Raw genomic sequence first — 26,178 nt, forward strand, 5'->3', positions numbered from 1 at the left:
TCTCTATAATTTGAACCATGCTGCACTGCAACATATTTAGGTCTGAGCAAGGTTTCGGCGCAGCTCACTTTTTTACACAACCGATGGAGAGATGACGATGACAACAATTTTGACTGTGGAACAAATTGTGGCAGCCCAAAAAGCCAACATTGATACCTTGCTGGGCTTGACCGCCAAGGCCTTTGAAGGTGTCGAGAAAATTGTTGAACTCAACATGAGTGCCTCCAAAGCCGCTTTGGCTGAAACAGGCGACAACGCCAAGGCCCTGCTCAGCGTCAAAGACGCCCAGGAATTGTTGGCTTTGCAGTCCGGCATCTTTCAGCCGCTGGCTGAAAAAACCGCCGCCTACAGCCGCCATCTGTACGAAATCGCCTCTGGCACAACCAGTGAATTTACCAAAGCGATGGAAGGTCAGGCCGCGCAAGCTCAGCAACAATTCACCGGCATGTTGGACTCCGCTGTCAAAAGTGCCCCAGCCGGCTCAGAAGCGGCTGTGGCTGTTCTGAAAAGTGCTGTCGCTGCGGCCAACAACGCTCTGGAATCGGTCCAGAAAGCGGTCAAACAAGCCACCGATGTCGCCGAAGCCAATTTCAACGCCGTGACCAGCACCGCAGCCAATGCGGCCAAACCTGCCGCTAAAAAACGCTGATTGGCATCTTTGTTGCATATAGCAGACAGACTCAAAAATAAGTGTGCACCTCTAACCAACTAAGGGAAAACCCTGAGATACTTGATACAGTTTTGAATTTGGAAACCCCGCGTTTCAGCTAGTTGTCTCCTCGGGTCCTTTCGTAACCATCAGGTTCAGGGATCCCTTAAGGGTTGGTCGCAAGACCAGCCCTTTTTTTTGCTCTTTTTTCACAGCATCCTCTGCGGCAAAAAGAAAACCGGTACAGACCACACGCGTGGCCCATACCGGTTGACAGGGAAGCTCTGAAGACTTAGCTGAGTGTTGCCTCTTGTGATTCAGGCTTGGGCTTGCCCTCTTTTTTGGGCAAGGGGGTGATCTCAAGCAACACCTCGGTTTTGCTCTCGTCCTTGTCGTCCAAGTCCACCGTCAAGCGACCACCGTCCATCAAGCGCCCGAACAACAACTCATCGGCCAGTGCACGACGGATGGTGTCCTGAATCAGACGCTGCATGGGTCGGGCGCCCATCAGTGGGTCGAAGCCCTTCTTGGCCAGGTGTTTGCGCAGCTTGTCGGTGAAGGTGACTTCCACTTTCTTGTCGGCCAACTGTGCTTCCAGCTGCAACAGGAACTTGTCAACCACACGCAGGATCACGTTTTCATCCAGCGCCTTGAAGCTTACGATGGCGTCGAGCCGGTTGCGGAACTCAGGCGTGAACAGGCGTTTGATATCGGCCATTTCATCACCGGCCTCACGCGGGTTGGTGAAGCCGATGGTGGCTTTGTTCATGGTCTCGGCACCCGCATTGGTCGTCATGATGATGATGACGTTACGGAAGTCAGCCTTGCGCCCGTTGTTGTCGGTCAAGGTGCCGTGGTCCATCACCTGCAGCAACACATTGAAGATCGCTGGATGGGCTTTTTCAATCTCATCAAGCAGCAACACACAATGCGGCTTCTTGGTGATGGCTTCGGTCAGCAGACCACCTTGGTCAAACCCGACATAACCGGGAGGCGCACCAATCAGGCGGCTCACCGCGTGCTGCTCCATGTACTCACTCATGTCAAAGCGGATCAGCTCAATGCCCATGATGTAGGCCAGCTGCTTGGCGGCTTCGGTTTTCCCAACACCGGTGGGGCCACTGAACAGGAAGGCGCCAATCGGCTTGTCGCCCTTGCCCAGACCAGAACGCGCCATCTTGACGCTGGAGGCCAGCATGTCGAGCGCCTTGTCTTGGCCAAACACCACGTTGCGCAAGTCGCGCTCCAAGGTTTTGAGCTTGCCGCGGTCATCGTTGGACACATTGGCAGGGGGAATGCGGGCGATCTTGGCCACAATCTCTTCCACCTCCGCCTTGCTGATGATCTTCTTGCGCTTAGAGGGCGGCAAGATACGCTGCGCCGCACCTGCCTCATCAATCACGTCAATCGCCTTGTCGGGCAAATGGCGGTCATTGATGTACTTGGCGCTCAGCTCCGCCGCCGCCTGCAAAGCTGCTAGGGCGTACTTCACACTGTGGTGCTCTTCAAAGCGCGATTTCAATCCTTTGAGGATGTCCACCGTCTGTTCGACGGTTGGCTCAACGACATCCACCTTCTGGAAGCGGCGTGACAGTGCTGCGTCTTTTTCAAATATGCCACGGTATTCAGAGAACGTGGTGGCACCGATGCATTTGAGGGCGCCCGAACTCAGCGCCGGTTTGAGCAGGTTGGACGCATCCAGCGTGCCGCCAGAAGCCGCACCTGCACCAATCAGCGTGTGGATTTCATCGATGAACAAAATTGTGTTGGGCTTGTCTTTCATGGCCTTGAGCACGCCTTTGAGGCGCTGCTCAAAATCACCACGGTACTTGGTGCCCGCCAACAAGGCACCCATGTCGAGCGAATACACAATCGACTCGGCCAGGATATCGGGCACATCTTTTTGCGTGATGCGCCAAGCCAGCCCTTCGGCAATGGCGGTTTTGCCCACACCGGCCTCACCCACCAGCAGCGGGTTGTTCTTGCGGCGACGGCACAGGATCTGGATGACACGCTCGACCTCGTAGTCGCGACCAATCAGCGGGTCGATCTTGCCGTCCTTGGCCAGCTGATTCAGGTTCTGGGTGTACAGGTCCAGCGGCGAGGACTTTTCATTTTTCTCCGCGCCACCGTCTTCTGTATCAGCCGGGCTTTCGCCGGACTTGATCGGCTCCGGCGGATCACTCTTCTTGATACCGTGGGCAATGAAGTTCACCACATCCAGCCGTGTCACCCCTTGCTGGTGCAGGTAATACACAGCGTGGGAATCTTTTTCACCAAAAATGGCGACCAGCACATTGGCGCCGGTGACTTCCTTTTTGCCACTGCCGGTGGACTGCACATGCATGATGGCGCGCTGAATCACGCGCTGGAAACCCAGCGTGGGCTGGGTGTCCACATCGTCAGAGCCCGCTACCTGAGGCGTGTTGTCCTTGATGAAGGTGACCAGCGACTTGCGCAGGTCATCGGCATTGGCTGAACAGGCGCGCAGCACCTCGGCGGCGCTGGGGTTGTCCAGCAAAGCCAGCAGCAAATGTTCGACGGTGATGAATTCGTGGCGCTGTTGGCGCGCCTCCACAAACGCCATGTGAAGACTGACTTCCAATTCTTGGGCAATCATGGTGTTCCTTTAGTAGCTTCGGTTCGATGGTCAACTGTAATCTGATTTGAAATCAGGGCGGCTCTACAAGGATTCAGATGCTCAGGAATCCAACGGTTCTGCGACACACTGCAAGGGATGCCCCGCTTTGTTGGCGGCATCCAGTACCTGACTCACCTTGGTGGCCGCCACGTCGCGCGAGTAAACGCCACAGACGCCTCGGCCATCGAGATGAATCTTCAGCATGATCTGGGTCGCTGTTTCCAGATCCTTGCCGAAATACTCTTGAATCACAATCACCACAAACTCCATTGGTGTGTAGTCGTCATTGAGCATGACCACCTGGTAGAGCTTGGGCGGCTTGGTTTTTTGGGTCCGACGCTCCAGCACCACCGTGCCGTCTGAGTCGTCCACTTCAGGTTTGACAGGGCGTTGCGGAATAATTTTCGGTATTTTGGTGCTCATGAATTCATTCTATCGAGCCGCCTCTGATGCTGCAGACTACTGTGACATGGCGCCAGCAATGCAAAATTCAAGCCCACCCCTCTGCTTTGCCAACCAGGCATCTACATCCGCCGGGTGGTGAAAGGTCTTGACCGCCTCAAACGCCAGTTGTGCCTGCGGATAGACCCGACGCAACAGGTTGAGCCATTGCTTGAGGCGACCGGTCTGCTGATCACGCCGCAGATGTAGCCCCACCAGCCCCCAGAAGTCTGCGATCAAAGGCAGCAACTGCTCCCAGGGCAACACCATCACCGCGCTTGACCCCGCCCCTGCCTCGAGTGCGCCGTGTGGCGACTGGGCCGCCAGAATCTCCAGCGCCAAGCCCGGGTTGGCCACGATGCCACGCCCGAGCATCAGGGTATGGCAACCGCTGGCCAAGCGACAGGCCTGAGCGTCGGCGGCGGTCCAGATCTCACCATTGGCTACCAGCGGCAACTTCACCACCTGGCGGATGTCTCCTACTCGCTCCCAATACGCCGGTGGGCGGTAACCATCCACTTTGGTGCGTGCATGCACCACCAGCTCGCTGGCACCTGCCGCCTCAATGGCCAGCGCGCAGGCTTCAGCCCGGCTGTCGTCCTTGAGGCCAAGGCGCATCTTGGCCGACACCGGCTGCTGCGCAGGCACCGCCCGGCGCACTGCAGAGACAATTTTGAACAGCAACTCGGGCTCGTCCAGCAAGGCCGCCCCACCCCGGTGCCGGTTCACCACCGGCGAGGGGCAGCCAAAGTTCAAGTCGACGCCGTTGGGGCCCATGGACGCCAGGCGAGCCGCGTTGTCGGCCAGGCAGATCGGGTCAGAGCCCAGCAACTGCGGGCGCACCGGCACACCTGAGCGGGTCTGGCTACCGTGACGCAACTCTGGCACCAGGCGCTCAAACACGCGCTCGGGCAACAAGGTGTCGGTGATACGGATGAACTCGGAGACACAGCGCTGCACCCCACCCACACGGGTCAGGATGTCACGCAACACAAAGTCCAGCAGCCCCTCCATCGGGGCCAGCAGCAAGATTGGGGAGTTGTTAGGCAGATTTGGCACGGGGCAGATTGTGGCGGCAATTGCGCCCGCCACCAGCACACACGGCGGGCTATCATTTGCACAGCTCTGGTGCGTTTGTCGAGGTCAACTTCGCAGCCACTGGCAGATCACCTTTTTGGGAGACAAGAATGGCCATCACTGTCAAGCTGGATCTGGGTTACGAATTTGCCGTCAAGGCGGCCTATCACACCGTGTTTGAGCTGCTGTCCAATGTGCCCCAATCCGCCAGCCACTTTCCCAAGCTGGACAAGTTGGTGGACCTGGGTGACAACGTGTACCGCTGGGAGATGGCCAAAATTGGCGTGGCCAAGTTTGTGCTGCAGACCATTTATGCCTCCAAATATGTGAGCAACCCGACCAAGGGCTCGGTCGTCTGGACCCCGGTGGCCGGTGAAGGCAACGCCCTGGTGTCGGGCAGCTGGAAGATCGTCGACAAAAAAACGTCTACCCATCTGACGCTGAAGATCCAGGGCGAGGTCATGATGCCCCTGCCCAGCCTGGTCAAGATGGTGGTGGTGCCCGCGGTGCAGGCCGAGTTTGAACAGCTGGTGGAGCAGTACATCGACCACCTCACCCAAGCCCTGGGCGGCGAGGTCTGACCTCTTGCGGGGTCGCTCCCATATCAAGAGCTACCCACCCTTATTGCATAAGGGCTAGAGGCCTATTTCTTCTGTAAATCAGAGCAAACCCAATTCACCACACGCACCCCTGCCAGGGCTACCCCGCCCGCGATCAGCCCAAACAGCGCACTGAGCACAGCTGAGGCCAGCGGCGCCGCTGGCCCTGCCAGCTGGCTGATCCCCTCCAGCCACACGCCCAGGCTGTGCCAGCCGTGCACCAGAATGCCGCCGCCCACCAGAAACATCGCCAAGGTGCCCAGCACCGTCAGGCTTTTCATCAGCAGCGGCGCGGCACGCAGCAGGCCTCGGCCCAGCGCCTGTTGCCACCCGGATTGGCCGGGGCGCTGGGTGAGCCACAGCCCCAGGTCATCGATCTTCACAATGGCTGCCACCAGGCCATAAACACCCACCGTCATCAGCACCGCCACGCCAGCCAACACACTCAGCTGGGTCACAAACGGGCTGGCAGCCACCGTGCCCAGGGTGATGACGATGATTTCGGTGGACAAAATGAAGTCGGTGCGCACCGCACCCTTGATTTTTTCCTTCTCGAGCGCCACCACGTCCACCGAGGTGTCGCTCAGGGCTTGCAACAGTTGCGCGTGTTCGGTTTTGTCCTGGGCCGAGCTGTGCAACAGCTTGTGCGCCACCTTCTCAAAACCCTCAAAACACAGGAACAGGCCACCCGCCATCAGCAGCGGGGTGATGGCCCAGGGCGCCACCACACTGAGCAGCAGCGCACCAGGCACCAGAATCGCCTTGTTGATGAACGAGCCCTTGGCCACCGCCCACACCACTGGCAACTCCCGGTCGGCTTTGACACCGGTGACCTGCTGGGCGTTGAGCGCCAGGTCGTCCCCCAGCACACCGGCGGTCTTTTTGGCGGCGACCTTGGTCAACAAAGCCACGTCGTCGAGCACGGTGGCGATGTCATCCAACAATACAAGCAGGCTGCTGGCCATTGGGAACCCTCCAAAGTCACGGATTGTCGTTGATGGCATACAACAGCATGGTGCACCGCAGGTTCGATAATGGCGAGTGGCATCCGCGCCACCCAGACTTGCGCTCCCTTTCAGAAAGACACTTCATGCACCGCGTTTGTATCAGCAGCACCGGGCTTTATGTGCCCCCCCACATCATCAGCAACGCCGAACTGGTGGACACCTTCAACCGATATGCCGACTTGCACAACACCGAGCACGCTACTGAAATAGCAGCGGGCAGCCGAGCCGCAGTGCCCTACTCCAGCGTGGAGTTCATTGAAAAGGCGTCTGGCATCCAGCAGCGTTATGTGGTGGAGAAGTCGGGTGTGCTAGACCCCACGCGCATGCGCCCTCGCCTCACCCCTCGGCCAGACTCAGAAATCTCATTGATGGCCGAGATCAGCGTGGCCGCTGCGCAAGACGCCTTGCAGCGTGCTGGCAAAACTGCCGCCGATGTGGATGGTGTGATCTGCGCGGCCGCCAACATGCAGCGCGCCTACCCGGCCATGGCGGTGGAAATCCAGCAGGCGCTGGGCATCACCGGTTTTGGCTTTGACATGAACGTGGCCTGCTCCTCGGCGACCTTCGGCATCGAGATGGCGGTCAACGCGGTGCGTAGCGGCTCAGCGCGTGCGGTGCTGGTGGTCAACCCCGAAATCACCTCGCCGCACCTGGCCTGGAAGGACCGCGACTGCCACTTTATCTTTGGCGACGTCTGCACCGCAATCCTCGTGGAGCGACAAGACACCGCCCCAGCCGGTGCGTTTGAGGTGCTGGGCACCAAGCTGGTTACCTCGTTCTCAAACAACATCCGCAACAACGCCGGCTTCATGTCGCGCTCGGAAGACCGCAACCCCGAGGACCGCGACCAGCTGTTCTACCAGGAAGGCCGCAAGGTGTTCAAGGAAGTCTGCCCGATGGCTGCCGAGCACATCAGCAACCACCTGGCCACGCTGGACCTGGCGCCAAGTGGTGTGCGCCGCTTCTGGCTGCACCAAGCCAATCTGGCGATGAACCAGCTGATTGGTCGGCGCCTGCTCGGGCGCGATGCCACCGCAGATGATGCACCGGTGATCTTGAACGAGTTTGCCAACACCGCCTCGGCCGGCTCCATCATCGCCTTCCACCGCCACCACAACGACATCGCCGCTGGTGAGGTGGGTGTGATCTGCTCGTTTGGCGCGGGGTACTCGATTGGCAGCGTAGTGCTACGCCGCCTCTGAGTTTTACTTCAGGTCGCGCTTGAAACGGATCTCTTCGATCCGCGTCAGACCCACCAGCACAGTTTTGATGCTGGTCATCTCGCGCTTGAAGCCGGCCATGTCGAAGAAGCGCAGTGCGCGCTCGTAACCCAGCGGCACCCAGGCGGTGACCTTGGTGCAGCCTTCGTCGATCAGGCCGTCGCGCGCGGCGTCCCAAAGCGCCAAGCCGACACCCTTGTCCCAGTGGCTGGGGCGGGCGTAGAGGGCCCAGATTTCTCCCATGGTGGCCGGGGTTTTGGGGTCGCGTGAGCGATCAAACCCCACAAAACCCACCACCTCACCGTCGGCCACCGCCACCAGCACCTGCGGGTCGGCAAACTCGATGGCTTCGCGCCAGTAGGCCTGGCTCTTTTTCAGGGAATCAAACTCCGGCATTGGCTCGCCGGGAAACTGCGCCTTGAACGCGGCCTGGGCGGCAGCAGCCTGGATTTCGGCAATCACTTTGGCGTCGCGCTCTTTGGCGGGACGGACTTCAACTTCAATAGGTTCAGACATGCAAAAAAAGGCCGGGCAACAACCCGGCAAAGTATCAAAAAGGAGCTGGATTGTCGCTGTTCGCGCAACCGGTGTCTGCCAACCCTCTGGCACGGGGCGCGATGGGCGTACCAGATGGCTGCGTCAGGCGAATAGCGAGCCGGTAAATGCTACATATTGAGTAGTGCTTAACCCTTTATTTCAAAGGGCTAAAAACAAAAAAGTGCCAAAACCCCAATCCACGAGTCGACGCTCACACGCGCAAGGTTTGGGCACCACCACACTGGCACAGCGCGGCGATGGCGGTGTAAGCGTCTTCCCGGGCCTGTGGCTCACGCGCATAGTGTTCACTGAGCTTGTGGCCAGCGCGGAGGATGATGTGATGCTGGCGGCTGGCGCTGCGTTTGGCGCAGGTCAGGTAGGTGTGCGGAATCTCCGACGGCACCACGCTGTCTTCTTCAGCCGACAAAACCAGCAGGTGCCCGGTGTAATCAGCCACCAGATCAAACGCATCAGAGTCCACCCAGCTGTCGGGCGTGCGCAGGATCTCGCTGAACTCCGGCCCAAACGGCACCTGGTAAGCCTGGGTGGCGTAAGCCGCCGGAATGGCCAGACACAGGCGCGGTACACCCAGTTGGGCAGCAGCCTTGACCGCCACATACGCCCCCATGCTGAACCCCACCAGCGCCAACGATTCTGGCGCCAGGTCTTGTGCTTGAACAACGGTGATCACCTGCTGGACACGTTCCTCCAGCGTGGTGCCCAGCTGCGCACCGCCCGTGCGGCCATGCCCCACCGCATCAAAAGCGATGGTCTCGATGTGGCGGGCATGTAAAAAGCGGCGCAGTTCGCCAAACCCTTCGGCGGCCGAGGTGCCACCACCATGCAGGATCAGCGCCGTCTGGCTGGCACCTGGCGGTGTGTAGCGGCTACCATGCAGCAACGCGCCCTGGAACGGCACCTGAAAGTCAAGAAAGTCCCCGCTCAGCATGACGGGTTTGGGATTGAATGGCGACGCAAACCACCGATGAAACAGGCAAACTCACTATCTAAAACATAGCTCATGGTGCTGATTGGATAAGGTCTACAGGCAAAAATGCCATCTTTTGGTCTTGCCCCGACTTTACACGGACAGGATGTCCCGGCGGCACAACCCTCACTGCTCGCTGGTCGCCAGCCTGGCGCCCAGGGCGGCAAACACCGCCGCAAAGCTGTAACGCATCCAGCGCTGCACACGCTGCGACTCAATCACAAGCTTTCGAAACACATGCGCGATCAAGCCGTAGAGCACAAACACGCCAAACGTCATGGCCATGAACACCGCGCTGAGCACGAGCATCTGCACCAGAGGTGCAGGCCCGGTGGCTTGCACAAACTGCGGCAAAAAGGCCAGAAAGAAAATCGTCAACTTCGGGTTCAATATGTTGAGCAAAAAGGCCTTGGTGACCAGCCCCGTGGCCGAGGTTTTGGCCATGCTGCCGTCCACCGCAAACGCCGCCTTGTCCCGCCAGGTGGCATAAGCCACATACAGCAAATAAGCCACCCCGGCGTACTTCAGCACCTGGAACGCCAGCGCACTGGTGTGCATCACAGCGGCCAAACCCAGGATGGTGGCCAACAGGTGCGGCACGATCCCGGCAGTGCACCCCAAAGCCGCATACACGCTGGCCTTGCGCCCCTGGACCAGGCCGGTGGATACTGTGTAAACCACACCGGTGCCGGGGATCAGCACAACGATCAGGGAGGTGATCAGAAACTCAATGGAGATCATGATGGGGCGCCTCAGGTTAAAAAGACAAGGTCACACTGAACTGCTCGGCTGCCGCCTGGATTGGGCATATCAGTTGATGGCGGTGGAGGAGTTGACCAGCGTCGCACTGAGGGCGGCCTGCACCTGGGCGATGCGTCGCTCGGCCTCTTCTGCGGTTAGGGCGCGCTGTTCTGCCAGCCAGCGGAACTTGCCCACCTCCCGGTCAAGGCCATTGTCCAGGTTGATATCGCCGTACAAAGCCAGCAGCTGGCTTTTTTTGCGTGACTGGATTTCGTCAATGATCTGATCATGGCTTTTGGCATCCTGGATGACCCAGACACTGCCACGTTCAGCGGAAAAAACGGTGTAGGTGACCTTGCTCAAGTGGGCCCACAACAGACAAGCCAAACCCAGCAGCAGCCAAAACCCGGTGCCGCTCAAAGACCTGGCGCTGACCAGTGCATAGCCCACCTGCACCAGACCCAGGACCGCCCATAAAAACCCAACATTTCTGAGCCACATATTCTGCTCAATACGCGTTGAGGATTTGAGGGGAAAGTCGGCGTAGACCATGTCGACATCACCGGATCCGGACTTGTCACGGTAGGCGAAATTGAAGCTGTCTGCACCAAAGGTGAAGGTATGCCGATTGGAGAGCTTCTTTTGTTCTATCTTCATGGCCGGTCACTCATGGGTAGGAAATGGAAGGGATGATGCCAGACGCCAGCTTGTACCACCACCCTCTGAGCACCCAACAAGAGAGTAACCTCAAAAAGTGACTCCAGCCCTTATTCCAAAAGGGCTAGGCGCTCCATAAACAGAAGCAGACCCTGACAATCTCAAGCATTGATTGGCGCACAGCCCGGCATATTCTCAGCGGTGCAGCCCGGTTTGTGTATCCCCCGTTTGGGGGAGATTGGCAAAAACTACTTTCGCGTCCACCAGACTTCTGCATCCAACCAGCGGCCTAAGGCACGAGGGGTTTCACAAGATCATGTCTGACAACAGCCTTAAAGAGGCATCGTCAATCAAGGCTGAACTTTCCTTAAGACTGCGTTGGATTGAGATGAACTATTGGGCCGCGTGTAGCTGGCTTTCAGGCTGCCGTCCGCTTGCAGTTCGTACCATGCTTTCTTCCCTTCTGACAGAGGAACCCGCAAGATATTGCCGTCTATGGTGGCGGTGAATCGAGCCCACCCGGCGTTCCACGCGTTCGCAGCAGGCGGTGCCTGCCATGCATACAACACCGTTGCTTCGGTAGCGGACTTGATTTCCTCGACAACCAGCACATGCGGCATCCGTTCGTCCCACTTGCCTTCCCAGCGGCCAGAAAAAGCCTTGACAGCAGCGGGAATCACCTCAGCAGGTTCGTGCACCGCCGTATCCGACGGCAACACAACACCTTGTGCATGGACTCCGAAAACAGCAAAAACCATGGCTACGCAAAAAACAAGTGATTTCACGATCCATCCTCCGTTTGAATAAGGGGTTGTCAGACGCGGTTGCCCTTGTCATCAATCACTTTCTCACCGTCTTCTTTGGCAAACGCGCCTTTCTGCGGATTGGGCAGAATGTCCAGCACCACTTCGCTGGGGCGGCACAGCCGGGTTCCCAAAGGTGTCACAACCACCGGGCGGTTGATCAAGATCGGATGTGCCAGCATGAAGTCCACCAGTTGGTCACCGGTCCACTTGGGATCGGCCAGGCCCAGCTCGTCGTAGGGCGTGCCTTTTTCTCGGAGCAATGCACGGGGGTTGATGCCCATGGATGACATCAAGGCCTGCAGGGTTGCCTTGTCAGGCGGGGTTTTCAGGTACTCGATGACTTCGGGCTCCACGCCAGAATTGCGGATCAAGGACAGGGTGTTGCGGGAGGTGCCGCAGGCAGGGTTGTGGTAGATGGTGATGGTCATATTCAGTTCCTTGGCACAGCGGTGCCGCGCTCGTACCACCCCTTTGATCGGTTGACCACATTCACCACCAGCAGCATCACCGGCACCTCAATCAACACGCCCACCACGGTGGCCAGGGCGGCGCCGGAGTTGAAGCCAAACAGGCTGATGGCGGCGGCCACGGCCAGTTCGAAGAAGTTGCTGGCGCCAATCAAGGCTGACGGACAAGCAATGGCGTGTTTTTCACCCACGGCGCGGTTCAGCCAGTACGCCAGGCCGGAGTTGAACACCACCTGGATCAGGATCGGCACCGCCAGCAGGGCAATGATGAGAGGTTGCTTCAGAATCGCCTCGCCCTGGAACGCAAACAGCAGCACCAGCGTGGCCAGCAGTGCGGTGATGGACCAGGGGCCGATCTTCTCCATGGCGGCATCAAAAGCGGCCTGACCTTGTTTGAGCAGGGTTTTGCGCAGCCCCTGCGCCAAGATCACCGGAATCACGATGTACAGCGCCACCGAGATCAGCAGCGTGTCCCAGGGCACGGTGATGCTCGACAAACCCAGCAAAAACGCCACCAGCGGAGCAAAGGCGATGACCATGATGCTGTCGTTGAGCGCCACCTGGCTCAGGGTGAACAACGGGTCGCCCCCGGTGAGGCGGCTCCAGACAAACACCATGGCGGTACAGGGCGCCGCGGCCAGCAGGATCAACCCGGCCACATAACTGTCGATCTGGTCGGGCGGCAGCCACGGCGCAAACAGCGTGCGGATGAACAACCAGGCCAGAAACGCCATGCTGAACGGTTTGACCAGCCAGTTGACAAAGAGCGTGACACCAATGCCTTTGAGGTGCTGGCGCACCTCGTGCAGCGCACCGAAATCAACTTTCACCAACATCGGGATGATCATCACCCAGATCAGAGCGCCCACCGGCAGGTTAACCTGAGCCACTTCCATCCGGCCAACGGCCTGAAACAGCGCCGGAAAGAGCTGACCCAGCGCAATGCCCACCACGATGCACAGCGCCACCCAGACCGAGAGAAAACGCTCAAACACACTCATGGGCGCACCCGCGGCGCGTTTGCCGGTGACTTCACACTGGGCACTCATCTCAGTCGGCTTTCGACAGCTCGCGCGCCGTGTTTTGCAGCATGGTTTTGGCCAGCTTGTCGGTCGGCAGGCTGATCAGCAACTCCAGCCGACGCTTGAGCAGGTGCAGGGTCTGGCGGAAGGCTTCGAGCTTTTGTGCGTCGGTGCCGTCCCCGGCGGACGGGTCGGGGTAGCCCCAATGCGCAGTGGCAGGCTGGCCGGGCCAGTAGGGGCAGACTTCACCGGCGGCGTTGTCGCACACGGTGATGACCAAATCCATGTGCGGCGCGTCGGGCTGGCCAAACTCGTCCCAACTTTTGCTGTGCAAACCCTCGATGCTGATGCCAGCCTGCTGCAAGACCTGCAGGCCCAGCGGGTTGGGTTGCTGGTTGGCACGCGGGCTGCTGCCGGCAGAGAAGCCTTTGAAACGACCCCGGCCAATGTGGTTCAGGATGGCTTCGGCCAAGATGCTGCGGGCAGAGTTGTGGGTGCACAAAAACAGGACGTTCAAGGGTTTATCGGACATATCAAGTTCCAGAGGTGGGTTAAACGAATTCAGTGAAGTTAGCAGCCATGTGTGACAGTCGTTCAACCCCCACCGGCTCTTCTGTGAGGAGCGGCACCAGCGCGTAACGGCGGGCGTGGTGGTGGGCAACGGCCTCGATCTCGCGCAACTCGTTGTGCGCGCGCTGCTTTAACAAGGGTGAACTGACCTGGGCCGCAGCCACGCTGTTGTTGATGACCCAGGCCCAAGGCTCGATCCCGGCGCGGCGCAGGTCGGCCTGCAAATTGGCGGCTTCCAGCACCGGTGTGGTCTCGGCCAGGGTGACGACCAGCACCTTGGTTTGTGTTGGGTCTTGCAGCTGCATCATCGGTGTGGTGAAGTGGCCTTGGCTACCCATCTGGCGCACCACATCGCGGTGGTAGGCGCCGGTGGCGTCCAGCAGCAGCAAGGTGTGGCCGGTGGGTGCGGTGTCCATCACCACAAACTTCTGGCCCGCCTCGCGGATCACGCGCGAAAAGGCCTGGAACACCGCAATTTCTTCGGTGCATGGGGAGCGCAGGTCTTCTTCGAGCACCGCGCGGCCAGCAGCATCTAACTTGGCGCCTTTGCTGGCCAGCACCTGGGCGCGGTAGGCTTCGGTGACTTCGTGTGGGTCGATGCGGCTGACCGTCAAATGTTCCAGCGTGCCGTGTAACGTGTCCATCAGGTGGGCTGCGGGGTCCGAGGTGGTCAGGTGCACCGGGTACCCCCGTTTAGCCAACTCCACCGCCACTGCGGCAGCCAGGGTGGTTTTGCCGACGCCGCCCTTGCCCATCAGCATCACCAGGCCATGGCCTTCGACCGCGATGTTGTCCACCAAAGACGACAGGCTGGGGGCTTGGACCACCGGGTCTTGGGTCGGTGCAACGGTTGCGCTGGGCGGATCATCACTGGAGACCTCCAACAACTGGCGCAAGGCAGGCAAACCCACCAGGTTGAAGGCTTTGAGGCCAATCTGGTCGGTTGGCAAGCTGGCCAAGGCGCCGGGCAGCTTGGCCAGAGCCGCCTGCTCACGGTCCACAATGGCCTGGGCCAGCGGATCGTGGGCGGCTTGTGCTGCCGGGAACACGCCGTTGATCACCAAATACTGTTTGGACAGGCCAATAGCCGCCAGTTCGTCATGGGTGCGTGCTGCTTCTTTTAGCGTAGCTAACTGTGCCCGTGCGACAAGGACCAGACGGGTTTTTGAGGCATCAGACAGGGCCTCCACCGCGGCCTTGTACTGGCTGCGCTGCTTTTCCAGCCCGGCCAAGGAGCCCAGGCATGAGGCGTCACCTTTGCCCGCTTCCAGAAAACCGCTCCAGGCGCCAGGCAGCTGCAACATGCGAATGGTGTGGCCGGTGGGCGCGGTGTCAAACACGATGTGGTCAAAAACCTGGGTGAGCACGCTGCTGACCAGCAAGCCGGTGAACTCGTCAAACGCGGCAATTTCGGTGGTGCAGGCGCCTGAGAGCTGTTCTTCAATACCTTTGACGATAGCCTCAGGCAACACACCACGCACCGGTCCCACAATGCGGTCGCGGTAGGCCTGGGCAGCAGCTTGCGGGTCGATTTCCAGGGCGCTGAGCCTGGGCACGTTGGCTACGGTGGTGATCTGGTTGCCAATGGTCATGCCAAACACCTGGCCCACGTTGGACGCCGGGTCGGTGCTGACCAGCAGCACATGCCTGCCTGCAGCCGCCAGTTGCATGGCAGTAGCACAGGCGATGGAGGTTTTGCCCACCCCGCCCTTGCCGGTGAAGAACAAGAAGCGAGGGGGGTGATCAAGGAAATGCATGACCATTCAGCAGCAAGCGCCGCCCGAGCAACAGCCGCCCGATTTGGCCGCTGCTGGTTCAGCAACAACAGCCACCTCGGTCGGGGCCGGATTGCCGAGCCAACGGACCAAGTCAGCCCGTGTCGGGTAACGCCCGGCAAAAGCCAGCTCACCGTCGACCAGGGTGATCGGCAAGGCAGCCTCACCCGAACGCTCCAGCAGGCCTTTGACGGCGGCATTTGCAACAAACACCATCGGCTGCTGGGCCAGGTTAAACCGCTCAATCAGCAGGCCCTGCTGTTTGGCCCAGTCCACATCAGCTGAAAAAGTGACCAGCGCCTGGTCGACATCGGTGCCACACACGCCGCTGCTGCAACACAGGGCGGGATCAAAAACTTGTACATTGGGCATGGTGGTGTGTCCTTCAGGGTTGGGGCAAAACATGGGGGGCGGTGATGGGGGCACAGAGTTCCTGGCACAACTCCGGGTGACCCGCGCAGCACTCGGCGGTCAGGTAAGCAATCAGCTCGTGCATCAAACCCATGTTGGCGCGGTAACGCTGAAAGCGCCCTTCTTGCACCACGTTCACCAGTTGCGCATGGGCCAGCGCCTTGAGGTGAAACGACAGGTTGGTGGGCGGGATGTCCAGCGCCGCACCGATCTCGCCAGCAACCAGGCCGGCTGGCCCGGCCTTGACCAGCAAACGGTAGGCATCCAGACGCACGGCTGATGACAGCGACTCAAAAACAGAGGTGGCGAGTGATGTATCCATGACTTCAATAATACAACAATAGTTGAACTATTGAAATCATAAGCCACACCCGACCACTTCAAGCTCAAAACTTGGCCACAGCCAAGTGAAGCCAGCAGCAAGTCATCAGGGACAATACGTCTTTGTAATTATTTTTTAACTCAGTTGGTGATGGTGTTCGTGTTGCTGTCCTGTGGGATCAGCCCGGTCATTGCTCTGGGCCTGAAGCAACACACAAGATGATCACCGAACTCTATTTCCTGCTGCCATTGACCTTTGTCGCTGCGATGCTCAACGCGGCGATTGGCGGCGGCGGCCTGGTGCTGATACCGGGCATGCTGACGCTGTTCCCTGCGGCGGCGCCCGCCACCTTGTTTGCCACAGAAAAATGTGCCTCGGTGGCTGGCATGGCCACAGCGGCTACGCAGTACGCCCGGCGCATCAAGCTACCCTGGGGACTGTTGCTGCTGACGGCATCGACCGCGTTTTGTGGCGCCCACTTTGGCGCCCGTGCCATTGCCACCCTGCCCAGCACCTGGATCAAACCCTTTGTGGTGGTGTTGCTGGTGGTGATGCTGCTCTACACCTGGTTTCGGCCAGACTTTGGCAAACAGGACGCGGACATCCCGGTCACGCGCAACGACAAGGTGCGTGGTGTGCTGATTGGCACTGCCATCGGTTTTTACGAAGGTTTTTTTGGCCCCGGCGCGGGCAGCTTCCTGATCTTCCTGTTTGTACGGGTGTTTCACTTTGACTTCATGCGCGCCACAGCCTGTGCCAAGGTGGTCAACATGGCGACCAATCTGGGGGCGCTGGCGTTTTTCATTCCGAACGGGTTTGTCAGCTTCCAACTCGCCATCCCGATGGCCGTGGCCATGATCGCGGGCTCTTTTGCTGGCAGTCACTTGGCCATGAAAGGCGGCAACCTCTGGCTGCGCCGGATTTTCCTGGTGCTGGTAATTGGTTTGCTCGCCAAACTGGTCACAGACCTGCTGCGTACCCAATTCCTGTAGCCGCACCTGCCTGCGTCGGGCGGCCTGGCAAAAGCCAGGCTCCACCACCGACTGGTGGTGGATTGGGGGTGCATGCACCCAACGGATTCGTCGGCACATGCCGAATGCCATAATTCTCGAAGCTGACCCAACACAAAGCTGTTTCAAATCTACCAATCAAGGGGTTTCATGAAGCTTTACCAATTTCCAGTCAGTCACTACAGCGCCAAGGTCCACATCACAATGCTTGAGAAAGGGCTGAAGTTTGAGGCGCCCGAACTGAGCTGGGCGTACTTGAAATCACCGGAATTTCTGGCCATCAACCCGATGGGCAAAGTGCCTTTTTTGCAGGACGGGGATTTTGGCATTGGCGAGTCAGAGGTGATTGTGGAGTACCTCGAAGAGCGTTACCCCCAACCCGCTTTGTTGCCAGCCGGAATTGAGGCTCGTGCACGCTGCCGCTGGTTGTCGCGCTTTCACGATATGTACCTGGGCCCGCAGCTGAGCACCTTGTACTTTGCACTGTCTGATGGTCGCGCCGCACAGCCCGCATTCCAGGTCGAGGTGGATCGTTTGCACCAGCTGATCGCCATTCTGGAGGGGCAGATTGCGCCCGCGCCGTTTTTTCTGGGTCAACAGTTCACGCTGGCCGATGCGTCTTACGCGGTGTCTTACCTCTACATTGGCAAACTCTCCAGCGCCCATGGCAAACCGGTGGCGCCTTCCGCCATGCCGCGCCTGGCCGCCTGGTTTGATGCGGTCAAGTCGCGCCCATCTGTCGCCCCGGTGCTGGCCGCCACCGAGGCCGCTTTGGCCCAGTGAGGCCACACTGGCACAGTCGCAGACTCTGACTCCAGACGATGGCCGCCCTCCTGCCCTACAGTGCACTTGAAAGCTTTCACTGGTCAGACACCCCCATGTGGGTGTTTGACATGCTGCACCAGCGCATGTTGTGGGCCAACCCGGCTGGTGTGGCGTTCTGGAAAGCCGATTCACTCGAAGAGTTTCTGGCCCGGGATTTTGCCGACCTGTCTGAGGCGACCGTCACACGCAACCAGGTGGTGATGGCCGAACATGCTGCGGGCCGCACCGCACGCGCGCAGTGGACGGTTTACCCCAAGGGCCACCCGGTGACCTTCAATGCCCACAGCATCGGCATTGAACTTGCCGACGGCAGCGTCGCCATCCTGTACGAAGCCCATTCGCCCTCCCTGAGTCTGGACCCGGCGGTGCTGCGTGGTGTGGAGGCCATGCAGCACACCTCGGTGCTGATTGCGCTGTTCAGCCGCAGCGGAAGCGCGGTGATGCGCAATCCGGCTGCGGTGCGCGCCTTCGGCGCGGTGGACCCCAGCGCCGAGCAGGACGATTTTCAGGCCATGTTCGCCGAACCGGAGACCGCACAGACCATTCACAAGCAGCTGAACCAGGGCAAGAGCTACAGCTGCGAAATCCAGCTGACCACCTTGAACGGCATCCGCTGGTATGGCATGGATACGCGTTTGGTGCCCGACCCGGTGACCGGCGCGCCCCTGGTCCTGATCAATGCCCGTGACATCAACGAACTCAAAACGATGCAGGTTGAGCTGCAACGTGCCACGCAGGCGGCCATGGCGGCCAACGTGGCCAAGTCCCAGTTCCTGGCCAACATGTCGCATGAGATACGCACACCCATGAACGGCGTCATGGGCATGACACGGCTGCTGATGGAGACCCCACTCAGCACCGAGCAGCAGGACTATGCACGTGACATTGCCCAGTCGGGTGAATCGCTGCTGGCCATCATCAACGACATCCTGGACTTGTCGAAGATCGAGGCAGGACACATGACCTTTGAACAGCATCCGTTCAAGGTCACTGAGATGGTGGATGCGGTGCTCTCGGTCCTCAAAGAACGGGCGCGCGAAAAAGGCATCGGGCTGGCGGTTGACATCACACCAGCGGCCCATGTCAGCTTTGTGGGTGACAGCCTGCGTATCCATCAGGTGCTGCTCAATCTGGCCGGCAACGCCGTCAAGTTCACCGAACAGGGGGAAGTCCGTCTGTGTGTCTCGCGGCTGGACCATGGCCTGCGTTTTGAGATCAGTGACACCGGCATTGGCATTGCGCCCTCTGAGCGTGGTCGGCTTTTCTCGAATTTCAGCCAGATTGACGCGTCCACCTCTCGCAAATATGGTGGTACCGGCCTGGGCCTGGTGATCTGCAAACGCCTGGTCGAGGGCATGCAGGGGCGTATTGGTTTGGCAGAGGACCGTCCCACAGGCAGCCTGTTCTGGTTTGAACTGCCTGTTCTGCCCCTGTCAACAGCACCCACAGAGGTCAGCATGACACCAGAAATAGCCGTATCGGTTCAGTCTGCAGCCAAACCCGTCACCGAACCCACGGGCGCTTCAAACCCAGTGCCAGAACCGACCCGCAGCGGGTGCATCTTGTTGGTTGAAGACAACAAAATCAACCAGAAGCTGGTGTTGACGCTGCTTCAGCGCATGGGTTACACGGTTGACCTGGCAGAAAACGGCCTTCAGGGGGTGGACGCCGCTGGCAAACAGCCTTACGCCCTGATCCTGATGGACATGCAGATGCCGGAAATGGATGGCCTGGAAGCGACCCGTCACATCCGCCGTGGCAAGGGTGTCAACAGCCACAGCCCCATCGTTGCACTGACCGCCAACGCCATGCTGGCCGACCAGAATGCTTGCCGCGAAGCGGGCATGAACGACTTCCTGAGCAAACCCTTCAACCGCGCAACACTGGTCGCCTGTCTGGAACGCTGGATCATTTAACTGGCCCAGCAGACCAGGCCAGCAGCAAGCGACTTACCCTGGCTCAGCCACGGCCCACAAAGGGCATGTTGGTGGCCATCACGGTGTGGAACAACACATTGGCCCCCACAGGCAGATTGGCCATGTACACCACCGACTGGCCAGCGATGGCCACATCCATGACCGGCTCCACCGCAGTCTGGCCATTGGCCTGCAAGATGCCTGCCTGCATGCGCTGGGCCATCTCGGTGGCGGCGTTGCCGATGTCGATCTGACCCACGGCAATGTTGTACTTGCGCCCATCGAGCGCGGCGGACTTGGTCAGCCCACTCACCGCATGTTTGGTGGCGCTGTAAGCCACCGAATTGGGCCGCGGTGTGGTCGCGGCGATTGAGCCGTTGTTGATGATGCGCCCACCCTGTGGGCTTTGTGACTTCATCACCCGAAAGGCCTGGCGCAGGCACAAAAACATGCCAGTCAGATTCACATCGACCACACCCTGCCACTGGTCCAGCGTGAGGTCTTCCAGCAACACCGCCGGGGCGCTGATCCCGGCGTTGTTGAACAACACATCCACCCGGCCAAACTGGCGCACCGTGGTGTCAAACAGGGCCAACACAGAGGCCTCATCCGTCACATCCGTCGGCACCACCAGGCAACGCTCTGGCGCGCCACCCTGCTGCGCCACTTCAGTCAACAACGACTCACGCCGCCCCGCCAGCACCACGCGGTAACCGTCTTGCAACAAAGCCAACGCTGCCGCCCGGCCAATGCCGGAGCCGGCCCCCGTGACCACAGCTACTCTAGAGTTCTCAGTCATAATATTTATATAGCAAACTATTCTTGATGGATAAGGGCTAGCGCCTATTTTTACGACTTTTATCCCGAGACTTGCTGGCCACCGGTGCACGCCGCGTCGTTTTGGCCGCTGCGGAAGGCTTGGGTGACCTAGCCAGAGGTTCCGAGATTTTGCGGCTGCGTCGACCCATCGGGGCGCTGTCCAGGTCCTGCTCAAACGGGGCACGTTCGTTGCTCTCACCTTTGTCCTTGAGTGCGCGCGCCACCAGCGCCTCACCTTCCTGCACCAGGCGGAAATCAATCCGCCGACCGTCCAGATCCACCCGGCTGACCTGCACACGAACACGGGTTCCGAGTGCATATCGCAAACCGGTGCGTTCACCGCGCAACTCCTGGCGTGCCTCGTCAAAGCGGTAGTACTCACCACCGAGTTCGGTGATGTGCACCAGGCCTTCGACATACATGGCGTCGAGCGTGATGAACAGGCCAAAACTCGTCACCGAGCTGACCACACCCGAGAACTCCTCACCCAGGTGTTCACGCATGTACTTGCACTTGAGCCAGGCTTCCACATCGCGGCTGGCCTCGTCGGCGCGGCGCTCGTTGGCGCTGCAATGCAGGCCGGCAGATTGCCAGGCCAGCATGTCGGCACTGAGTTTGCGCGGCTTCTGGCCGGGTTCGGCCACCTTGGAGGCCAGGTTTTTCTCCAAGCGCTTGGACAACTTGGCGTGCGCCTCACCCGGCGTTGGCAGGGTCGGCAACACGTACTTGGTTTTGGCCAGAATCGACTTGATGACACGATGCACCAGCAGATCGGGGTAACGCCGGATCGGGCTGGTGAAGTGGGTGTAGGCCTCAAACGCCAGACCGAAGTGGCCGCTGTTGATCGGGGTGTAGATCGCCTGCTGCATCGAGCGCAGCAGCATCGAATGGATCTGCGCCGCATCAGGCCGGTCTTTGGTGGCATTGGCAATCGCTTGGAACTCACCGGGCGATGGGTCGTCGCTGATGGTCAGGCCGACACCGGTCACCTTCAGGTAATTGCGTAACACCTCTTTTTTCTCGGGCGTGGGACCTTCGTGCACACGGAACAGGCCAGCCTGTTTGCCTTGGGCAATGAAGTCGGCACTGCAGACATTGGCAGCCAGCATGGCCTCTTCGATCAGCTTGTGGGCATCGTTGCGGGTGCGCGGCACGATCTTTTCGATGCGCCCCACTTCGTCACAAACGATCTGGGTTTCCACCGTCTCAAAGTCCACCGCACCGCGGCGCACGCGCGACTTGAGCAAGGCACGGTACACATCGTGCAGATGGATCAGGTCATCAATCCTGTCCTTGCGTTTGAGGGCTTCCGGGCCACGGGTGTTGGCCAGAATAGCCGCCACCTCGTTGTAGGTGAAACGTGCATGGCTCCACATCACGGCTGGGTAAAACTGGTAGGCGGTGACCTCGCCATCTTCGGAGACCACCATGTCGCAGACCATACACAGGCGTTCCACCTCGGGGTTGAGGGAACACAGGCCGTTGGAGAGCTTCTCGGGCAGCATCGGGATGACACGGCGCGGGAAATACACGCTGGTGGCACGGTCGTAGGCATCGATGTCGATGGCCGAGCCGTTTTCCACGTAGTGGCTCACGTCTGCAATCGCCACCAGCAAGCGCCAACCAGAGGTGGCCGCCCTGCCCTTGCCGATCTTGGTGGGTTCGCAGTAGACGGCATCGTCAAAGTCACGGGCGTCTTCACCGTCGATGGTGACCAGCGGCACATCGGTCAGGTCGACCCGCTTGAGCTTGTCCTGCGGTCGCACCTTGTCGGGCAAGGCACGGGCCAAGGCCATACAGGCCTCGGAAAACTCATGCGGCACGCTGTACTTGCGCACGGCGATCTCGATCTCCATGCCGGGGTCGTCAATTTCACCCAACACTTCTTTGACACGGCCAACCGGCTGCCCAAACAGCGCGGGCGGCTCGGTGAGCTCCACCACCACCACCTGCCCGGCACGCGCGGCACCGGTGGCGGCCTTGGGGATCATGATGTCCTGGCCGTAACGTTTGTCCTCGGGGGCGACGATCCAGATGCCGCTCTCATGCAACAAGCGGCCAATGATGACCTGGTTGCTGCGTTCGACAATCTCGACCACCCGACCCTCGGGGCGACCTTTGCGGTCACTGCGCACGATGCGGACCTTGACACGGTCCTTGTGCAGCACCGCACGCATCTCGTTGGGCGGCAGATAGATGTCTGCCTCTCCATCGTCGCGGGTCACAAAACCATGGCCATCACGATGACCTTGAACAATTCCTTCAACTTCTTCCAGCAATGTGCTGGTTTGCTTAATATTTTTGATATACTTCTCTCTTTCCTGAAATGCCCAGGTGGCGGAATTGGTAGACGCACTAGTTTCAGGTACTAGCGAGTAACTTCGTGGGGGTTCGAGTCCCTTCCTGGGCACCAAATGTAAATGAAATCTGGTTGGTTTCGATGACACCAACCAGATGTTTTAAACTGAAAGCCGCTGTTAAACCAGCGGCTTTTTTGTTGTTGGAATAAATGCCAGCAACTGGCATCAAATGGGCTGCGCCAGCAGATCGTGGCCTTGTGCACCCACAATACGTGCACGTGTGAATTCACCGACCTTGAGCGTCTTGCTGATTTTTTCGGGTGGCAACAATTTCACCAGACCGTCGATCTCGGGCGCATCGGCATAAGAGCGACCCAGACCACCCTTTTTACCCAGACCCGGCGCATGATCCACCAGCACCTGCATGGTGGCACCGATTCGGCGCTGCAATTTGGTGGCTGATACATCTTCAGCCACAGCCATGAACGCGGCGCGACGTTCCTCGCGCACAGACTCGGGCAACATACCCGGCAAATCATTGGCCGTTGCTCCTGCAACCGGGCTGTAGGCAAAACAACCGGCACGATCAATGTTGGCTTCACGCATGAAGTCCAGCAGATGGGCAAACTCTTCCTCGGTCTCACCAGGGAACCCCGCGATGAAGGTGCTGCGGATCACGATGTCGGGGCACACCTCACGCCAACGCTGGATACGCTCCAAATTTTTCTCACCACTGGCCGGGCGTTTCATGCGTTTGAGCACGTCAGGGTGGCTGTGTTGGAACGGCACATCCAGATACGGCAGCACCAGCCCGGACGCCATCAGCGGCAGGATGGTGTCCACACTCGGGTACGGGTACACATAGTGCAAACGCAACCAGGCACCGTAACGTTGCGCCATTTCACCGAGCGCCTGAACCAGTTCCAGTAAACGTGTCTTGATCGGTGTACCGTTCCAGAAGCCAGTCCGGTAACTCACATCGACACCATAAGCCGAGGTGTCCTGACTGATCACCAGCAGTTCTTTCACACCACCTTCAAACAAGGCTTGCGCTTCTTTGAGCACATCACCAATCGGGCGTGACACCAAGTCACCCCGCATAGACGGAATGATGCAGAAGCTGCAACGGTGGTTGCAGCCTTCACTGATCTTGATATAGGCATAGTGACGTGGCGTCAGCTTGATGCCCGCCACACCAAAACCATTGGGCACCAAATCCACAAACGGGTCATGCGGTCTGGGCAAGTGCGTATGCACCGCATCCATCACCTGCTGGGTCGCTTGGGGGCCGGTCACCGCCAGCACGCTGGGGTGCATCTGGCGCACCAGGTTGTTGCCTCCCTCACCCGCCTTGGCACCCAGGCAGCCGGTCACGATCACTTTGCCGTTTTCGGCCAGCGCCTCACCAATGGTGTCCAGGCTTTCCTTGACCGCGTCATCGATGAAACCACAGGTGTTGACGATCACCAGATCGGCACCCTGAAAGGTCTTGACGGTTTGGTAACCCTCGGCATTGAGTTGCGTCAGGATCAGTTCGGAGTCGGTCAGGGCCTTGGCACAGCCCAGGCTGACAAAACCAACTTTGGGCGCTTGGGCGGCTTGTGAGATAACACTATTCATGCTCAACTTTGTTGAAATTCAGGATTAACTTTTGAGACCAAAAACACCCAGCATCTGCTCTGTCTGCTTTTGCATCTGCTCCTGCATCTGAGCCAGGATATGTTTGGACTGCTCCAAACTGCCGCCCATCATGGCTTGTAATGCCGGAGGCTGCAATGTCACAAACTGCGACCACATCTCAGGCGTGAAACCCTTGGACTGCTCGGCAAAGCGCGTTTGCACATCAATGAGCGATTGGATGTTTTTTTCCAGATAACCACCCAACATGCCTTGCATCGCATGGCCATAAAAACGGATCAAACTCTCGAGCACCGGTGCGGTGAACATCGGTGAACCACTGGCTTCCTCTTCCAGAATGATCTGCAACAGGATACTGCGGGTGATGTTGTCACCTGTCTTGACATCAATCACCTCAAAAGCCTCACGCTTCATCACCAGGGCCTTCACCTCCATCAGGGTGATGTAACTGGAGGTGATGGTGTCGTAGAGCCGACGATTAGGGTACTTCTTGATGATGCGCTGCTGACTCGGCGCTGGTGTTTGGGTGGCGTTATTCATAGGTCATCCAGAGGTCCATCATGAGCGCGTTGTAATCAGGTTGCGGCCGATTGTAGAAACCGGCACAAGCTGCATTTGCCAGCAGAGGCCCTTGCGGGCGTGCCAAGATCCATCTTGCCATAGCAAAAGTGGACGAGGCAGAGAAACAAACAAGGAATAAAACAGGACTTGTGTCTACAAGGTTTTTGCGATCTGAATCTGGCAACATTCAGAAAACCTTGGTAGGCGCGATTGGACTCGAACCAACGACCCCCACCATGTCAAGGTGGTGCTCTAACCAGCTGAGCTACGCGCCTGGGTATTTAGTAAAAACGTAAGTATAGCGTGAATATTCAGCTGTTCCGACATACACCTGATCTTTTTGCGCAAAAACTTGTCTGATAATTGACGTTTACGTCAACGTCAATTTGTTATCTGGAGGTACTCATGGAAATCAAAGGCAAGGTGTTTATCGTGACCGGCGGCGCATCGGGCCTGGGGGAAGGCACGGCACGCCTGCTCAGTGCTGCCGGAGGCACCGTGGTCATTGCCGACCAACAGGTCGACAAGGGTCAAGCGGTTGCCAAAGAAATCGGTGGCGCTTTTGTGGCCTGCGACGTCAGCAGCGATTTCGATGGACAAGCCGTGGTCGCACAAGCCACGGCACTGGGCAAACTGATGGGGCTGATCAATTGCGCTGGCATCGCACCTGCCGAAAAAACCGTGGGCAAAAACGGCCCCCACGCGCTGGCACTCTTCACCAAATGCATCACCGTCAACCTGATTGGCAGCTTCAATATGATCCGGCTGTGCGCCGACGCCATGAGCCAAAACGCGCCGGAAGCCACCGGTGAGCGTGGTGTGTTGATCTCCACCGCCTCGGTGGCCGCCTATGACGGCCAGATCGGACAAGCCGCCTACAGCGCCTCCAAAGGCGGCATTGTGGGCATGACCCTGCCCATTGCACGCGACCTGGCACGCAACGGCATCCGCAACATGACGATTGCACCAGGCATCTTTGGCACACCGATGATGTTCAGCTTTCCGCAGGAAGTGCAGGATGCCCTGGCGGCTAGCGTGCCTTTCCCCTCCCGACTGGGCACACCGCAGGACTACGCCAAACTGGTGCAACACATTATTGAAAACGACATGCTCAACGGCGAAGTGATCCGCCTGGACGGCGCCATCCGCCTGGCACCGCGCTGACGCCATGGGGCGGTT

General features: G+C 59.0%; 26 protein-coding genes and 2 tRNA genes. 8 read left to right on the forward strand and 20 right to left on the reverse strand.

What is annotated here, in order from left to right:
• Nucleotides 1-97 precede the first annotated feature (97 nt).
• A complete protein-coding gene (locus RF819_RS01085; RefSeq protein WP_078366708.1) occupies nt 98-649 on the forward strand; it encodes a phasin family protein in 552 nt (183 codons plus the stop codon).
• 292 nt (nt 650-941) lie between these two features.
• Here the strand turns inward: RF819_RS01085 and clpA are convergent, their stop codons facing one another.
• The 3 genes from clpA to RF819_RS01100 all read right to left on the reverse strand — a co-directional run bounded on the left by clpA (nt 942) and on the right by RF819_RS01100 (nt 4,745).
• The gene (clpA, locus tag RF819_RS01090) at nt 942-3,269 is read right to left on the reverse strand and encodes an ATP-dependent Clp protease ATP-binding subunit ClpA (protein ID WP_078363264.1); all 2,328 of its coding nucleotides are present in this window, start codon (nt 3,267-3,269) and stop codon (nt 942-944) included.
• A gap of 81 nt (nt 3,270-3,350) precedes the next feature.
• Nucleotides 3,351-3,713, reverse strand: coding sequence for an ATP-dependent Clp protease adapter ClpS (gene clpS / locus RF819_RS01095; protein ID WP_078363265.1), 363 nt, complete (start codon nt 3,711-3,713; stop codon nt 3,351-3,353).
• Between the two features lie 36 nt (nt 3,714-3,749).
• Nucleotides 3,750-4,745 (reverse strand): tRNA dihydrouridine synthase, encoded by a 996-nt coding sequence (locus RF819_RS01100; RefSeq protein WP_078366709.1) that lies wholly within the window; start codon nt 4,743-4,745, stop codon nt 3,750-3,752.
• 173 nt (nt 4,746-4,918) lie between these two features.
• On the opposite strand from RF819_RS01100, the gene RF819_RS01105 reads away from it, so the two are divergent.
• Entirely contained in the window at nt 4,919-5,389 is a 471-nt protein-coding gene (locus RF819_RS01105) for an SRPBCC family protein (RefSeq protein ID WP_078363266.1), read from the forward strand.
• 62 nt (nt 5,390-5,451) lie between these two features.
• Here the strand turns inward: RF819_RS01105 and RF819_RS01110 are convergent, their stop codons facing one another.
• Nucleotides 5,452-6,372 carry a DUF808 domain-containing protein gene (locus RF819_RS01110; RefSeq protein ID WP_078363267.1) on the reverse strand — a complete coding sequence of 307 codons (921 nt, stop codon included), beginning with the start codon at nt 6,370-6,372 and terminating at the stop codon, nt 5,452-5,454.
• A 125-nt stretch (nt 6,373-6,497) separates the two neighbouring features.
• On the opposite strand from RF819_RS01110, the gene RF819_RS01115 reads away from it, so the two are divergent.
• Nucleotides 6,498-7,616, forward strand: coding sequence for a beta-ketoacyl-ACP synthase III (locus RF819_RS01115; RefSeq protein WP_078363268.1), 1,119 nt, complete (start codon nt 6,498-6,500; stop codon nt 7,614-7,616).
• A gap of 3 nt (nt 7,617-7,619) precedes the next feature.
• On the opposite strand, the gene RF819_RS01120 is transcribed toward RF819_RS01115, so the two are convergent.
• The 11 genes from RF819_RS01120 to RF819_RS01170 form a co-directional block, all read right to left on the reverse strand.
• On the reverse strand, nt 7,620-8,150 hold the full coding sequence (locus tag RF819_RS01120) for a GNAT family N-acetyltransferase (RefSeq protein ID WP_078363269.1): 531 nt from the start codon (nt 8,148-8,150) through the stop codon (nt 7,620-7,622).
• A 232-nt stretch (nt 8,151-8,382) separates the two neighbouring features.
• Nucleotides 8,383-9,120 carry an alpha/beta hydrolase gene (locus tag RF819_RS01125; protein WP_078363270.1) on the reverse strand — a complete coding sequence of 246 codons (738 nt, stop codon included), beginning with the start codon at nt 9,118-9,120 and terminating at the stop codon, nt 8,383-8,385.
• Nucleotides 9,121-9,285: 165 nt separating this feature from the next.
• Nucleotides 9,286-9,900, reverse strand: a complete 615-nt coding sequence (locus tag RF819_RS01130; RefSeq protein ID WP_078363271.1) for a LysE family translocator — start codon at nt 9,898-9,900, stop codon at nt 9,286-9,288.
• A 69-nt stretch (nt 9,901-9,969) separates the two neighbouring features.
• Nucleotides 9,970-10,557: a hypothetical protein gene (locus tag RF819_RS01135; protein WP_078363272.1), complete on the reverse strand. Its 588-nt coding sequence runs from the start codon at nt 10,555-10,557 to the stop codon at nt 9,970-9,972.
• 350 nt (nt 10,558-10,907) lie between these two features.
• The gene (locus RF819_RS01140; protein ID WP_143541543.1) at nt 10,908-11,342 is read right to left on the reverse strand and encodes a hypothetical protein; all 435 of its coding nucleotides are present in this window, start codon (nt 11,340-11,342) and stop codon (nt 10,908-10,910) included.
• Between the two features lie 29 nt (nt 11,343-11,371).
• Nucleotides 11,372-11,791, reverse strand: a complete 420-nt coding sequence (arsC, locus tag RF819_RS01145; protein ID WP_078363274.1) for an arsenate reductase (glutaredoxin) — start codon at nt 11,789-11,791, stop codon at nt 11,372-11,374.
• Between the two features lie 2 nt (nt 11,792-11,793).
• On the reverse strand, nt 11,794-12,879 hold the full coding sequence (gene arsB / locus RF819_RS01150) for an ACR3 family arsenite efflux transporter (RefSeq protein ID WP_078363275.1): 1,086 nt from the start codon (nt 12,877-12,879) through the stop codon (nt 11,794-11,796).
• Between the two features lies 1 nt (nt 12,880).
• Nucleotides 12,881-13,384 (reverse strand): arsenate reductase ArsC, encoded by a 504-nt coding sequence (locus RF819_RS01155; RefSeq protein ID WP_078363276.1) that lies wholly within the window; start codon nt 13,382-13,384, stop codon nt 12,881-12,883.
• A gap of 19 nt (nt 13,385-13,403) precedes the next feature.
• Nucleotides 13,404-15,179, reverse strand: a complete 1,776-nt coding sequence (arsA, locus tag RF819_RS01160; protein ID WP_078366710.1) for an arsenical pump-driving ATPase — start codon at nt 15,177-15,179, stop codon at nt 13,404-13,406.
• Between the two features lie 6 nt (nt 15,180-15,185).
• Entirely contained in the window at nt 15,186-15,569 is a 384-nt protein-coding gene (arsD, locus tag RF819_RS01165; protein WP_078363277.1) for an arsenite efflux transporter metallochaperone ArsD, read from the reverse strand.
• A gap of 13 nt (nt 15,570-15,582) precedes the next feature.
• Nucleotides 15,583-15,930, reverse strand: a complete 348-nt coding sequence (locus RF819_RS01170; RefSeq protein WP_078363278.1) for an ArsR/SmtB family transcription factor — start codon at nt 15,928-15,930, stop codon at nt 15,583-15,585.
• Nucleotides 15,931-16,148: 218 nt separating this feature from the next.
• On the opposite strand from RF819_RS01170, the gene RF819_RS01175 reads away from it, so the two are divergent.
• From RF819_RS01175 to RF819_RS01185, 3 genes are all read left to right on the forward strand, one after another.
• Nucleotides 16,149-16,922, forward strand: coding sequence for a sulfite exporter TauE/SafE family protein (locus RF819_RS01175; protein ID WP_078363279.1), 774 nt, complete (start codon nt 16,149-16,151; stop codon nt 16,920-16,922).
• A 168-nt stretch (nt 16,923-17,090) separates the two neighbouring features.
• Nucleotides 17,091-17,723, forward strand: coding sequence for a glutathione S-transferase family protein (locus RF819_RS01180; RefSeq protein ID WP_078363280.1), 633 nt, complete (start codon nt 17,091-17,093; stop codon nt 17,721-17,723).
• 95 nt (nt 17,724-17,818) lie between these two features.
• A complete protein-coding gene (locus RF819_RS01185; protein WP_158081213.1) occupies nt 17,819-19,681 on the forward strand; it encodes a response regulator in 1,863 nt (620 codons plus the stop codon).
• Between the two features lie 43 nt (nt 19,682-19,724).
• Here RF819_RS01185 and RF819_RS01190 read toward each other — a convergent pair whose 3' ends face one another.
• Together RF819_RS01190 and rnr are read right to left on the reverse strand one after the other, a co-directional pair.
• Nucleotides 19,725-20,480, reverse strand: coding sequence for an SDR family oxidoreductase (locus tag RF819_RS01190; RefSeq protein ID WP_078363282.1), 756 nt, complete (start codon nt 20,478-20,480; stop codon nt 19,725-19,727).
• A 37-nt stretch (nt 20,481-20,517) separates the two neighbouring features.
• Nucleotides 20,518-22,779 (reverse strand): ribonuclease R, encoded by a 2,262-nt coding sequence (rnr, locus tag RF819_RS01195; RefSeq protein WP_207160773.1) that lies wholly within the window; start codon nt 22,777-22,779, stop codon nt 20,518-20,520.
• Between the two features lie 49 nt (nt 22,780-22,828).
• Here rnr and RF819_RS01200 point away from each other — a divergent pair.
• A tRNA-Leu gene (locus tag RF819_RS01200) sits at nt 22,829-22,913 on the forward strand.
• 112 nt (nt 22,914-23,025) lie between these two features.
• On the opposite strand, the gene rimO is transcribed toward RF819_RS01200, so the two are convergent.
• The 3 genes from rimO to RF819_RS01215 all read right to left on the reverse strand — a co-directional run bounded on the left by rimO (nt 23,026) and on the right by RF819_RS01215 (nt 25,274).
• Nucleotides 23,026-24,420, reverse strand: coding sequence for a 30S ribosomal protein S12 methylthiotransferase RimO (gene rimO, locus RF819_RS01205; RefSeq protein WP_078366711.1), 1,395 nt, complete (start codon nt 24,418-24,420; stop codon nt 23,026-23,028).
• Between the two features lie 24 nt (nt 24,421-24,444).
• Entirely contained in the window at nt 24,445-24,978 is a 534-nt protein-coding gene (gene phaR / locus RF819_RS01210) for a polyhydroxyalkanoate synthesis repressor PhaR (RefSeq protein WP_078363284.1), read from the reverse strand.
• A 219-nt stretch (nt 24,979-25,197) separates the two neighbouring features.
• Nucleotides 25,198-25,274: transfer RNA gene (locus RF819_RS01215), tRNA-Val, on the reverse strand.
• 130 nt (nt 25,275-25,404) lie between these two features.
• Between RF819_RS01215 and RF819_RS01220 the strand changes: the two genes are divergently transcribed.
• Entirely contained in the window at nt 25,405-26,163 is a 759-nt protein-coding gene (locus tag RF819_RS01220) for a 3-hydroxyacyl-CoA dehydrogenase (protein ID WP_078363285.1), read from the forward strand.
• Nucleotides 26,164-26,178 lie beyond the last annotated feature (15 nt).

It is taken from the genome of Rhodoferax fermentans, assembly GCF_002017865.1.
Classification (GTDB): Bacteria; Pseudomonadota; Gammaproteobacteria; order Burkholderiales; family Burkholderiaceae_C; genus Rhodoferax; species Rhodoferax fermentans.